Source organism: Streptomyces sp. NPDC093225 (assembly GCF_044753805.1).
Lineage (GTDB): Bacteria > Actinomycetota > Actinomycetes > Streptomycetales > Streptomycetaceae > Streptomyces.
This window is the reverse complement of sequence record NZ_JBIVNX010000009.1, coordinates 145,137-157,303: the sequence shown is the minus strand read 5'-3', so window position 1 is coordinate 157,303 and position 12,167 is coordinate 145,137. Positions and strand designations below refer to the sequence as shown.

Below are 12,167 nucleotides of genomic sequence, written 5' to 3'. Positions count from 1 at the left end.
TGATCGAGACCGCCCTGACCGAGCTCGTGGGGGTGCGCCACCCGATCGTGCAGACCGGCATGGGGTGGGTGGCCGGCCCGCGGCTGGTCTCGGCGGCCGCGAACGCGGGCGCGCTGGGCATCCTCGCCTCGGCGACCATGACCCTCGACCAGCTGCGCTCGGCGGTGCGGGAGGTGAAGTCGCGGACCGCGGAGCCCTTCGGGGTGAACCTGCGGGCGGACGCCGGGGACGCCGGCGAGCGGGTGGAGCTGCTGATCTCCGAGGGCGTACGGGTGGCGTCGTTCGCGCTGGCGCCCTCCCGCGAGCTGATCCTGCGGCTGAAGGACGCGGGCGTGGTCGTGGTCCCCTCCGTCGGAGCCCGCCGGCACGCCGAGAAGGTGGCCGCCTGGGGCGCGGACGCGGTGATCGTGCAGGGCGGGGAGGGCGGCGGGCACACCGGCGACGTGGCGACCTCGGTGCTGCTGCCGCAGGTGGTGGACGCGGTGGACATCCCCGTCGTGGCCGCCGGCGGCTTCCACGACGGGCGCGGGCTGGTCGCGGCCCTGGCGTACGGGGCGGCCGGGGTGGCGATGGGCACCCGGTTCCTGCTGACCTCCGACTCCACCGTCCCCGACCCGGTCAAGGCCCGCTACCTGGCGGCCTCCGTCAGGGACGTCACGGTCACCACGGCCGTGGACGGGCTGCCGCACCGGATGCTGCGCACCCCGATGGTGGCCTCGCTGGAGCGGGCCGGACGGACCCGGCGGCTGGCCCGCGCGGTGCGGCACGCGGCCGGCTTCAAGCAGCTCTCGGGCCTGAGCTGGTCGCGGATGGTGCGCGACGGGCTGGCCATGAAACACGGCAAGGACCTGTCCTGGAGCCAGGTCCTGCTCGCCGCCAACACCCCCATGCTCCTCAAGGCGTCCATGGTCGAGGGCCGTACGGACCTCGGGGTCATGGCATCGGGCCAGGTCGCGGGCGTGATCGAGGACCTTCCGTCGTGTGCGGAACTCGTCGCCCGGGTCATGGCCGAGGCACACCAGGTACTGGACCGGCTCCCAAGGAGTGCACACCCATGAACGGCACGAGCCGTACGCGCAGCGCGCGTGGATCGATCGAGAACCGAAGAGCCCGGAGCGTGCGACGGGCACGACTGCTGGCGGCCGGAGCCCTGGTCTCCGCGCTGGCCACCGGGGCCCTGCCGGCGGCGGCCACCGCCGCACCGGCCCCGGCCGCCCCCCGCCACCACCCCCGGGTGCACGCGGTGGCGGAGACCATCCGGCAGATACCCCTCCAGGGCGCGGTCAACGTCCGCGACCTGGGCGGCTACTGGACCTACACCGGTGGCCAGGTGCGCACGGGCCTGGTGTACCGGGCCGACGCCCTCGGCAAGCTGACCCCGGCCGACGTGGACACCGTCGCCGGGCTGCGGCTGACGAAGGCGGTGGACTTCCGCATCCCGCTGGAGGTCCAGTACGACGGCGCCGACCGGCTGCCGGCCGGGCTCGCGACGACCTCGCGGCCGGTCAGCGACCTCGGCCTGTACGGCATGCTGCTGACGGCCATCGGCAGCGGGGACCCCGTCAAGCAGGAGCAGATGCTCGGCGGGGGCAGGGCGGAGGCCTTCATGCGGGACGTCTACCGCACCTTCGTGACCGACCCCGCCGACCGGGCGCAGTTCGCGGCGACCCTGCGCGACATCGCCGACGGCGCGCAGGGTCCGCTGCTGTACCACTGCACGTCGGGCAAGGACCGGACCGGCTGGCTGAGCTACGTGCTGCTGCGGGCGCTGGGGGTGCCGGTGTCCTCGGCCGAGCGGGACTACCTGGCGTCCAACACCTTCCGGGGGGCGTACGACGCCCGGGTCCGGGACGGGCTCAGGCAGTCGGGTCGGATGCAGAACCCCGACCTGCTGATCCCGCTCCAGGAGGTCCGCCAGGACTACCTGGACGCGGCCACGTCGCGGATGGAGGCGGACTACGGCGGCTTCTACGGCTACCTGACGCGGGGCCTCGGCCTGGACGTGCCGACGCTGGCCCGCCTCCAGTCGAAGCTGGTGCGCTAGCTAGCTAGCCCGTCCGGGGGCGGGGGCTCCGCCCCAGCCCCCCGGCGCCTCTGACGCCGGCGGGGCTGGAACCACCCGAGGCGGGGCGATTCCAGCCCGCGCGGGCGTTTGAGCGCACCCGGCGCGGAGCGCCGGGTCAGGCGCCGGCGCGCCCCGTGCCGGAGCGACGGCGCGACGCGCCGGACCGGCTCCGCGCGGACCCGCCCCCGGCGCGCCCGCCGGAAGCCTGCGCCGAGCCGCGGCCGCTGTCGGAGCCGGGGGCCTTGGCGGCGCCCCGGCCGGAACCGGCGGCCCGCCCGGAACCCTGCCCCGCGCCCGAGGCCTGGGCGGCACCGCGACCGGAGACCCGGCCGGACCCCTGCGCCTGGGCGGCAGCACGACCGGAACCCCGGCCCGAGCCCTGGGCCGGGGCGGCGGAGTCGGTCGCGGCCGTGCGGCCGCGGCCGGAGCCGTCGCCCCCGCGCCCCCGCCGGGACCGACGCTGACCACCGGCACCGGACGCGGCCTTCGCCGGCGCCTGGGCCGGCGCCGGGACCTCGATGGTGACCGGCACGCCCGAGGGCTCGCGCGCCCCCGTGAGCTCCGCCAGCTCCGCGTCCGACGACTTGACCCGCGCCTCGGCGGGCGTGATGCCCGCGTCCGCCATCAGCCGGGACATCTCCCGCCGCTGCTCGGGCAGGACGAGCGTGACCACCCGCCCCGACTCCCCCGCGCGGGCGGTGCGGCCGCCGCGGTGCAGGTAGTCCTTGTGGTCCACGGGCGGGTCGACGTTGACGACCAGGTCGAGGTCGTCGATGTGGATGCCGCGCGCCGCCACGTTCGTGGCGATCAGGGCCGTGATCTCGCCGGTCCGGAACCACTCCAGCGTGCGGTTGCGCTGCGGCTGCGAGCGCCCGCCGTGCAGCCCGGAGGCCCGGACACCGCTGGCGAGCAGCCGCTTGACCGTCCGGTCCACGGACCGCTTCGTGTCCAGGAACATGATCACGCGGCCGTCGCGGGCGGCGATGCGCGTGGTGACCGCCTTCTTGTCCGTCTCGTCGAGGACGTGCAGGAGGTGGTGCTCCATGGTGGTCACCGCGCCGGCCGAGGGGTCGACCGAGTGCGTGACCGGGTCGACCAGGAAGTCCCGGACGAGCCGGTCGACGTTCTTGTCCAGGGTCGCGGAGAACAGCATCCGCTGGCCGTCCGGCTCGACCTGCCTGAGGAGCGCCGTGACCTGCGGCAGGAAGCCCATGTCGGTCATCTGGTCGGCTTCGTCGAGCACGGTGATCGAGACCTGCGCCAGGGTGCAGTCGCCCCGGTCGATCAGGTCCTTCAGCCGGCCCGGGGTGGCCACCAGCACCTCGGCGCCGCGCGCGAGGGCGTTGGCCTGCCGGTTGATCGACATGCCGCCGACGACCGTGGCGATGCGCAGCCGCAGGGCCGTCGCGTACGGGGTGAGGGCGTCCGTGACCTGCTGTGCGAGCTCCCGGGTCGGTACGAGGACCAGGGCGAGCGGGGCCTTGGACTCGGCGCGGCGGCCGGCGGTACGGGCGAGGGTCGCCAGTCCGAACGCCAGGGTCTTGCCGGAGCCGGTGCGGCCGCGGCCGAGCAGGTCGCGGCCGGCGAGGGAGTTCGGCAGGGTCGCGGCCTGGATCGGGAAGGGCGCGGTGACGCCCTGGTCGGCCAGGGTCTTCAGCAGGGCCTCGGGCAGGTCCAGGTCCTCGAAGGCGGCGACCGGCGGCAGGGCCGGGGTCAGCGTCTCGGGCAGGGCGAAGTCCTGCGGGCGGGCGGGGGTCCCGGCGCCGCCGCCGTTCTTCTTCGCACCCTTCTTCGCGCCGCTCTTGGCACCGCCCCTGGCGTTGCCCTTGGCGCCCTGGGCGGTGCCCTGGGCCGCGGCCCTGGCGGCGCCCTTCGGCGCGGCACCGCGGCCGCGGGCGGAGCCGCCCGCCCCGCCGGAGCGGCGGCCGGACCGGGAGTCGGTGGTGGGTGCGGAACTGGCGGAACTGGAGCTGGTCATGCGGAAGCGCCCTCCTGGACCTGGTGTGACAGCACGAGCCGGGGCCCGCACCTGACGGTGCGGGCCCCGGTTGTCGCGACGATGCGTGCGGGCGCGTGGGAACGCGTCAGGACACGTCGGTACGCGTCGGCCTGGAATCAGGCGGGGAGGATGTTCTCCGCCTGCGGGCCCTTCTGGCCCTGGGTGACGTCGAAGGTCACGACCTGGCCCTCCTGGAGCTCACGGAAGCCCTGGGTGGCGATGTTCGAGTAGTGGGCGAAGACGTCGGGGCCGCCGCCGTCCTGCGCGATGAAGCCGAAGCCCTTTTCCGAGTTGAACCACTTCACGGTGCCGGTGGCCATAATTTTCTCCTGATAGGTAGAGGGCGCCCATCCGGAGATGCCGGAAACAATAAAAGCGCCTGCGGATCATTCCCGTCAGGCGCACATAAAGTTCATGGGTACCACAACTGCAACGCCTCGACGTTAGCACATCCCTCGGGCGAGGGGTGTCGGGACGGCCGGATCACGCCGCCCCGACCCGGTGGTCTACAGCCGCTCGATGATGGTGACGTTCGCCTGGCCGCCGCCCTCGCACATGGTCTGCAGGCCGTACCGGCCACCGGTGCGCTCGAGCTCGTGCAGGAGGGTGGTCATGAGCTTGACGCCGGTGGCGCCCAGGGGGTGCCCCAGCGCGATGGCGCCGCCGTTGACGTTGACCTTCGCCGGGTCGGCACCGGTCTCCTTGAGCCAGGCCAGCACGACGGGGGCGAAGGCCTCGTTGATCTCGACCAGGTCGATGTCGTCGAGGGTCATGCCGGTCTTCTTCAGCGCGTACGCGGTCGCCGGTATGGGTGCCGAGAGCATCCGGATGGGGTCCTCGCCGCGCACCGAGAGGTGGTGGATGCGGGCGCGCGGGGTCAGGCCGTGCTCGGCCACGGCCCGCTCGGAGGCGATCAGCATGGCCGCGGCCCCGTCGGAGACCTGGGAGGAGCAGGCGGCGGTGATCGTGCCGCCCTCCAGGACGGGCTGCAGGGCGGCCATCCGTTCCAGGGTGGTGTCGCGGCGCGGGCCCTCGTCGGTGGTGACGTCCCCGTAGGGGACCAGCTCGCGGTCGAAGCGGCCCTCGTCGATGGCGTGGACCGCGCGCTGGTGGGAGCGCAGCGCGAACTCCTCCATGTCGCGGCGGGAGATGCCCCACTTCTCGGCGATCAGCTGGGCGCCGTGGAACTGGTTGACGGGCGCGTCCCCGTACCGGGCCCGCCAGCCCTCGCTGCCGAGGTAGGGGCCCTGGGTCAGGCCCAGCGGCTCGGCGGCCTGCCGGGAGGCGAAGGCGATGGGGATCATGGACATGTTCTGGGTGCCGCCCGCGACGACGAGGTCCTGGGTGCCGGACAGCACTCCCTGGGCCGCGAAGTGCACGGCCTGCTGGGAGGAGCCGCACTGCCGGTCGATGGTGACGCCCGGCACCTCCTCGGGCAGTCCGGCGGCCAGCCAGGCGGTGCGCGCGATGTCCCCGGCCTGCGGGCCGACGGTGTCGAGGCAGCCGAAGACCACGTCCTCGACGGCCGCCGGGTCGATGCCCGAGCGTGCGACGAGGGCCTTGAGGACGTGGGCGCCCAGGTCGGCCGGGTGGACCGCGGCCAGCCCTCCCTTGCGGCGGCCCACGGGGGTGCGGAGCGCGTCGACGATGTAGGCCTCGGGCATGGCGGGGTCTCCTTCGGGACGGGCGCGCGGGCGCGCCGGGGCTACGTGCGGACGGCGATCCCGTCCAGCACCATCGACAGGTACTGGCGGGCGATCTCCTCGGGGCTGTGCCCGCCGCCCGGCCGGTACCAGGACGCGGCCACCCACACGGTGTCGCGGACGAACCGGTAGGCGAGCCGGATGTCGAGGTCGGGGCGGAACGCGCCGCTCGCGACGCCCCGTTCCAGCGTGCCGAGCCAGGCCTTCTCGAACTTGACCTGGGAGTCGCTCAGGTAGTGGAAGCGGGGCTGGTCGGCGAGGTGGCGGGACTCCTTCTGGTAGATGGCGACGGCGGCTCGGTGCCGGTCGATCTCGCGGAAGGACTCGGTGACGAGGGCCTCGATGGTCTCGCGGGGGCCGAGGCCGGCCGCGAGGACGGTGTCGTAGCCCTCCCAGAGCTCGCCGAGGAAGGTGGAGAGGATCTCGTCGAGCATCGATTCCTTGGAATCGAAGTGGTAGTAGAGGCTGCCGGCGAGCATCCCCGCCTCGTCGGCGATCTTGCGGACGGTGGTGGCGTTGTAGCCGTGCGCGGCGAACACCTCGGCGGCGGTGCCGAGGAGTTCGCGCCGGCGCTCGGGCGAGGGGGTCACGTGGGTCTTCTTCGTGGGCACACGGCCATTCTCGTCCCTCGGCTACGGGTGCCGGCTGCTCACGGAGACCGTCTCGCCGGTCATGTACGAGCTGTAGCCGCTGGCCAGGAAGACGATGACGTTGGCGACCTCCCACGGCTCGGCGTAGCGGCCGTAGGCCTCGCGGGCGGTGAGCTCGGCCAGCAGTTCGGGGGTGGTGACCTTCACGAGGTGCGGGTGCATGGCGAGGCTGGGGGCGACGGCGTTGATCCGTACCCCGAACTCGGCGGCCTCCAGGGCCGCGCAGCGGGTGAGGGCCATGACCCCGGCCTTGGCGGCGGCGTAGTGGGCCTGGCCGGCCTGGGCGCGCCAGCCGATGACGGAGGCGTTGTTGACGATCACACCGCCGCGGGGGTCGCCGGCCGCGCGGGCGGCCCGGAAGGCGCGCAGGGCGGCGCGGGTGCAGCGGAAGGTGCCGTTCAGTGTGACGTCGAGGACCTTCGTCCACTGCTCGTCGGTCATGTCGGCCAGCGGTGCGGTGCCGCCGAGGCCGGCGTTGTTGACGACGAGGTCGAGGCGGCCGTGGCGTTCCTCGGCGTACGAGAACAGGGCCTGGACCTGGGCCTCCTCGGTGACGTCGCAGGCGAGGCCGGCCACTCTGTCGGGGCCGAACTCGGCGGCGAGGACGGCCTCGGTCTCCTTGAGGCGGCGGGGGTGGGCGTCGCTGACGACCACGCTCGCGCCCTCTTCCAGGAAGCGGCGGGCGGTGGCGCCGCCGATGCCGGCTCCGGCGGCGGCGGTGATGACGGCGGTGCGGCCGGCGAGGAGGCCGTGCCCGGGTACGTACGCGGCGTGGGTGGCGCCTCCGCCGCTCTCGACGCTGCTCATGGCCGTACGTTAACCTGCCAAACGCTTGTTAGGGAAGCGCGCGGAGCACGGCCGCCGGGAGCGGCCGGGGAGGGGAGCCGCAGATGGACCTCGCGCACACACCCTCGGAGGAGGCCTTCCGGGCCGAGGCCCGCGCCTGGCTGGCCGCGCACGTGCCCGAACGGCCGCTGCCCTCGCTGGAGACGGCGCAGGGCTTCGCCGCCCACCGGGAGTGGGAGGCCGAACTGGCCGCGGACCGCTGGTCGGTGGTGTCCTGGCCGGAGGAGTTCGGCGGGCGGGGCGCGGACGTCTTCCACTGGCTGGTCTTCGAGGAGGAGTACTACGCCGCCGGCGCACCCGGCCGGGTCTCGCAGAACGGCATCAACCTGCTCGCCCCGACCCTCTTCGACCACGCCACGCCCGAGCAGCGGGCCCGGGTCCTGCCGGCCATGGCGCGCGGCGAGGTGGTCTGGGCGCAGGCCTGGTCCGAGCCGGAGGCGGGCTCGGACCTGGCGGCGCTGACCTCGCGGGCCGAACGCACCGCCGGCGGCTGGCTCCTGTCGGGGCAGAAGACCTGGTCCTCGCGGGCCGCCTTCGCGGACCGGGCCTTCGGCATCTTCCGGACCGACCCGGCGGCGCCCCGGCCCCACCAGGGCCTGACGTACCTGATGTTCGACCTGCGCGCGCCCGGGGTGAGCGTGCGGCCCATCGGGCGGCTGGACGGCAAGCCGGCCTTCGCGGAGCTGTTCCTCGACCGGGTCTTCGTCCCCGACGCGGACGTGATCGGGGAGCCCGGCCAGGGCTGGCGGATCGCGATGTCGACCACGGGGAACGAGCGGGGGCTGATGCTGCGTTCACCGGGCCGGTTCCTGGCGGCCGCGGACCGGTTGGTGCGGCTGTGGCGGTCGGTCGGCGACCCGGCGGACGCGGCCCTGCGGGACCGGGTGGCCGACGCGGTCGCGGGGGCGCGGGCCTACCAGCTGTACACGTGGGCGGCGGCCTCGCGGTTCGCCGCGGGTACCGGGGTCGGGGCGGAGTCGAGCCTGAACAAGGTGTTCTGGTCGGAGCTGGACATCGCCCTGCACGAGACGGCGTGGGACCTGCTGGGCGCGGACGGCGAGCTGGCGGACTCGGAGTGGGCCGAGGGGTACGTCTTCTCGCTCGCCGGTCCGATCTACGCGGGCACCAACGAGATCCAGCGCGACATCATCGCCGAGCGCCTGCTCGGCCTTCCGAAGGGCCGCCGCTGATGCGATTCCTGCCGACCGCGGAGCAGGGCGACTTCGCGCGCTCGCTGCGCGCACTGCTGGCCGCCGCGGACGTGCCGGCGGCGGCCCGGGCCTGGGCGGCCGGCGACCACGGGCCGGGGCGGGCGCTGTGGGCCGGGCTCGGCGAGCTCGGGGTCTTCGCCCTGGCGGTGCCCGAGGCCCACGACGGGGTGGGCGTCCTGCCGGTGGAGCTGGCGACGGCCTTCGTGGAACTGGGCCGCGCCGGGGCGCCGGGGCCGCTGGTGGAGACGGCGTCGGCCGCGGTGCTGCTCGGGGAGCCCGGGCCCGCGGCGGGGGCGGGGAAGCGCTGGCTGCCGGGCGTGGCGGCGGGCGAGACGCTGCTGACGCTGGCCGGGCCCGGTTCGCCGTACGCGCTGGACGCGGACGCGGCGGACGCGGTGCTGGCGGTGTCGGAGACCGGTGAGCTGGTGGCGGCGGTCGGGCACGGGGCCGTACGGGCCTCGGCCGACCCGGCGCGGCGGTTGGCGGCCCCGGTCGTGGCGGGCGGCGAACGGCTCGGCGCGGTGCCCGCGTCGTGGTGGCGCTGGCCGGCCCTGCTCACCGCCGCGCAGGCGCTCGGGGTGGGCGAGGCGCTGCTCGCGCGCACGGTGGAGTACGTCGGGCAGCGCACCCAGTTCGGGGCGCCGGTCGGTTCCTTCCAGGCGGTCAAGCACCGGCTGGCGGACACGCTGGTGGCGCTGGAGTTCGCCCGGCCGCTGGTGTTCGGTGCGGCGGTGACGCTGGCGGAGCGGGACGTGGCGGCCGCGAAGCTGGCGGCGGGCGAGGCGGCGTACCGGGCCGCGCGCACCGCGCTCCAGCTGCACGGCGCGATCGGCTACACCGAGGAGCTCGACCTCGCGCTGTGGCTGCGCAAGGCCCGCCCGCTGCGCACGGCGTGGGGCGCCCCGGCCGACTGCCGGGCGCGACTGCTGGCCTGAGCGGTCCGGTCCGGTCCGGTCCGTCCACCGTCGGGCGCCGGTGCCGCGCACGGGGCAGGCCCCCGCACCCCCGTGCCGGGGGCCTGCCCCGTGCCGCTCCTTACCGCCCCCCCGTACCGGTGGTCCGGGCCCGGGTCCGCGCGCCGGGCGGCGTGACGCGGCCGCGCGGGCCTCGACGGCGTGACGCAGCGGTCCGCGGGACGGGGCGTCCGGCGAGCCCCCCGCGCCCGCCGGACGTCCCGCACCGCGGACCGGTGCCGGGTGCCCGGAGCGGTCGGCCCGCCCCGTACCGGACCGGTCAGCCCAGCTCGTACGCGAACCACACCCGGTGGGTGCCGTCGTCGTCGATGGCCAGGCCGCCCGTACCGGTGATGCCGGCGAGCTCGCCCGTGCCGCTGCCGGGCACGATGACGAAGAACTCCGCCTCGCGGCCGCCGCCGTCGCGGGTCGTGGCGCAGTGGGCGTAGTTGAACGCCCCCTTGCGGCCCGCCACTTCGCCTTCGAAGGACTCCATGGCGACGTACGTCCCGGTGCCGGTGGCCTGGTCGTAGGCGGCCGTGAACAGCGTGGCCGAGCGACCGGTGATCTCGCCCTCGTAGCGCTTCTCCAGACGGGAGACGCCCACGGGCACGGCCGTCTCGATCGCGGGCTCCGGTGCGGTGTCGGTGGGCACGAAGCTCGCCACCTCGAAGGTTCCCTCAGCTCTCATGCGCCCCAACGTAGCGGGGGCCACTGACAATTGCCCTGACCTGCGGTTCCGTGCCGCGGCCAGGTCCGGTGCAGGGTGCGGCGGTGCCCGGCGGGGCGTGGCGGCAGGGCTACGCGGGCGCTTCGCCGGCCGCGGCGAGCAGGCGGCGGCCGAGCGCGTGCGCGGCGCGCCGCACCTCCTCGCCGTCCAGGATCCGGAACGGCGCCGGCAGGCCGGCGAGTTGCTCGGCGTACCAGCGGGGGTTGCTCGTCGTGCCGACCAGCCGGCAGGTGGCACCGTCCACCGGCTCCAGGCGACCCAGGGTCCGCGGCACGTACGGGGCCACCGCGTCGAGCGGGGCTTCGATCACGACCTCGGCGGCGTACTCCCAGCCGGCCGCGAGGTGTTCTTCGAGCACGGCGACGGGGTCGAGTCCCGCCGGCGGCTCGAAGCCCTCGTCGAGCACCTCGACGGCGCCGATCCGGTCGACCCGGTAGGCCCGGCGGCCCTCCGAGGTGTGCGACCAGCACAGCAGGTACCAGCGGCCGTGCCGCACGACGACCGCCCACGGGTCGACCCGTACGTCCCGCTCGCGGCCGGCCTCGGAGCGGTACGCCAGGCGCACCCGGCGGCGGTCCGAGCACGCCCCCACCAGCTCGGTCGTCGTCCCGGGGTCGGGCCGGGCGGCGGCGCGGTCGGGCGCCGGGGCGGCGGTCCGGCGGACGGGTGCCGGCGGACGGGCTCGGGTCGGACCCCGGTGGTCGGCTGCCGGCCCGAGCGCCGAACCCCCGCCGCCGGAAAAGGGTTTGGCGCGCCGTGGGACACCACCTAGGCTTCCGGTCAAGGCGGGGTCGTAGCACAGAGGTAGTGCGCCGCGACAGCATCTCGGAGGACGCCGGTTCGAATCCGGCCGCCCCGCCCCCGAACCCATCCGTGGAAGGCCGCCGCATGCGCCCGGCACTACCGTACGGAGACGCCCTGCGCGACCGGCTCGGCCCGGTGCGCGGTGCCCGCAAGCTGGCCAGCAGCCCCCGCTCCCGCGTCTGGCGCGTGGAGCTCGTGGCGCACGGCGGCCGCTCCGCCGTCGTCAAGCAGGCCGTGGGGGACGACGACCCCGAGGGCCGCTACCGGCGCGAGACCGCCGCCCTGCGCGCGGCCGCCGCGTCCGGTGTCGTCCCGGAACTGCTCGCCACCGACCCCGAGCGGCGGGTCCTCGTCCTGGAGCACCTGGACCACGCGACCCCCGCCCCCGACTGGATCGTCGGGTACGCCGAGTCCCTCGCGCGCCTGCACACCAGTCCCGTCGACCCGGCCCTGCTCCCCCGCCTGCTCGGGCCCGGCCCGCAGGACGCCGAGGCCTTCGTCGCGCTCGGCGGACGGCTGGGCGTACCGGCCGGCCCGGACGTGCGGACGCAGCTCGCGGCCCTGGTGCAGCGCCTCGCCGAGGCTCCCGGCAGTGCCCTGCTGCACGGCGACCCGTGCCCGGGCAACGACCTGCACACCCCCGACGGCGTTCGCTTCGTGGACTTCGAGCAGGCCTCCGTCGGCAGCGGCGCGACCGAACTGGCCTACCTGCGCATCGGCTTCCCCACCTGCTGGTGCGTGACCGCCCCCGCGCCCGCCCTGGTGGCGCGCGCCGAGGCGGCGTACCGGCGGATCGCGCCCCTGGAGGGCGACCTCACCGACGCGTGCGCCGGGTGGCTGATCCTCGGGGACGCGCTGGTGCCGCGGGCCCGGCGGACCGGCGGGGGCGAGCACCTGGAGCGGCTGCCGGCCCGCGACTGGACCTGGGGCACGGCCGGCGCCCGCCAGCGGCTGGCGCACCGGCTCGGCGTGGTGGCCGACCTGGCCGGCGGAGCAGCGGACCTGCGCGCCCTGGGCGGGTACTGCGCGGCGCTGCGGGCGGCCGTGGTGGCACGGTGGCCGAGGACGACGCGCCCCGTTCCGGCGCACCGGCCCGCCGGGTGACGCGCCCGTCGTCCCCGGTGCGCCGGGACCCCGGCCCGCCGCCCGAGGACACGCCCGGCACCGCCGCGACGCGCCCTGTTCCCGGGCGGGATCCCGCGCGAT

The 12,167-nt window shown here is 75.6% G+C and carries 12 protein-coding genes and 1 tRNA gene; 6 read left to right on the top strand and 7 right to left on the bottom strand.

Going from position 1 to position 12,167, the window contains the following annotated elements; genetic code table 11:
* The first annotated feature begins 2 nt into the window (after window positions 1–2).
* Entirely contained in the window at window positions 3–1,058 is a 1,056-nt protein-coding gene (locus ACIQCH_RS11515) for an NAD(P)H-dependent flavin oxidoreductase (RefSeq protein WP_402580486.1), read from the top strand.
* A gap of 59 nt (window positions 1,059–1,117) precedes the next feature.
* Window positions 1,118–2,044, top strand: coding sequence for a tyrosine-protein phosphatase (locus ACIQCH_RS11510; RefSeq protein ID WP_402580435.1), 927 nt, complete (start codon window positions 1,118–1,120; stop codon window positions 2,042–2,044).
* 136 nt (window positions 2,045–2,180) lie between these two features.
* Here ACIQCH_RS11510 and ACIQCH_RS11505 read toward each other — a convergent pair whose 3' ends face one another.
* From ACIQCH_RS11505 to ACIQCH_RS11485, 5 genes are all read right to left on the bottom strand, one after another.
* The gene (locus tag ACIQCH_RS11505; RefSeq protein WP_402580434.1) at window positions 2,181–4,043 is read right to left on the bottom strand and encodes a DEAD/DEAH box helicase; all 1,863 of its coding nucleotides are present in this window, start codon (window positions 4,041–4,043) and stop codon (window positions 2,181–2,183) included.
* 137 nt (window positions 4,044–4,180) lie between these two features.
* Entirely contained in the window at window positions 4,181–4,384 is a 204-nt protein-coding gene (locus ACIQCH_RS11500; protein ID WP_402580433.1) for a cold-shock protein, read from the bottom strand.
* A 186-nt stretch (window positions 4,385–4,570) separates the two neighbouring features.
* A complete protein-coding gene (locus tag ACIQCH_RS11495; protein WP_402580432.1) occupies window positions 4,571–5,728 on the bottom strand; it encodes an acetyl-CoA C-acetyltransferase in 1,158 nt (385 codons plus the stop codon).
* Window positions 5,729–5,769: 41 nt separating this feature from the next.
* Window positions 5,770–6,378 (bottom strand): TetR/AcrR family transcriptional regulator, encoded by a 609-nt coding sequence (locus ACIQCH_RS11490; protein ID WP_402580431.1) that lies wholly within the window; start codon window positions 6,376–6,378, stop codon window positions 5,770–5,772.
* Window positions 6,379–6,399: 21 nt separating this feature from the next.
* Window positions 6,400–7,224: an SDR family oxidoreductase gene (locus tag ACIQCH_RS11485; RefSeq protein ID WP_402580429.1), complete on the bottom strand. Its 825-nt coding sequence runs from the start codon at window positions 7,222–7,224 to the stop codon at window positions 6,400–6,402.
* Between the two features lie 83 nt (window positions 7,225–7,307).
* Here ACIQCH_RS11485 and ACIQCH_RS11480 point away from each other — a divergent pair, with 83 nt between their 5' ends.
* Together ACIQCH_RS11480 and ACIQCH_RS11475 are read left to right on the top strand one after the other, a co-directional pair.
* Window positions 7,308–8,453, top strand: a complete 1,146-nt coding sequence (locus ACIQCH_RS11480; RefSeq protein ID WP_402580427.1) for an acyl-CoA dehydrogenase family protein — start codon at window positions 7,308–7,310, stop codon at window positions 8,451–8,453.
* Window positions 8,453–9,409 (top strand): acyl-CoA dehydrogenase family protein, encoded by a 957-nt coding sequence (locus ACIQCH_RS11475; RefSeq protein WP_402580425.1) that lies wholly within the window; start codon window positions 8,453–8,455, stop codon window positions 9,407–9,409. The genes ACIQCH_RS11480 and ACIQCH_RS11475 overlap by 1 nt, the downstream gene beginning before the upstream one ends.
* Before the next feature lie 298 nt (window positions 9,410–9,707).
* Here ACIQCH_RS11475 and ACIQCH_RS11470 read toward each other — a convergent pair whose 3' ends face one another.
* A complete protein-coding gene (locus ACIQCH_RS11470; protein WP_402580423.1) occupies window positions 9,708–10,118 on the bottom strand; it encodes a DUF3224 domain-containing protein in 411 nt (136 codons plus the stop codon).
* A gap of 109 nt (window positions 10,119–10,227) precedes the next feature.
* Window positions 10,228–10,749 carry a helix-turn-helix transcriptional regulator gene (locus ACIQCH_RS11465; RefSeq protein ID WP_402580421.1) on the bottom strand — a complete coding sequence of 174 codons (522 nt, stop codon included), beginning with the start codon at window positions 10,747–10,749 and terminating at the stop codon, window positions 10,228–10,230.
* 193 nt (window positions 10,750–10,942) lie between these two features.
* On the opposite strand from ACIQCH_RS11465, the gene ACIQCH_RS11460 reads away from it, so the two are divergent.
* Window positions 10,943–11,017 (top strand) — tRNA-Leu (locus tag ACIQCH_RS11460).
* A gap of 28 nt (window positions 11,018–11,045) precedes the next feature.
* Window positions 11,046–12,065 carry a phosphotransferase family protein gene (locus ACIQCH_RS11455; RefSeq protein ID WP_402580419.1) on the top strand — a complete coding sequence of 340 codons (1,020 nt, stop codon included), beginning with the start codon at window positions 11,046–11,048 and terminating at the stop codon, window positions 12,063–12,065.
* Window positions 12,066–12,167 lie beyond the last annotated feature (102 nt).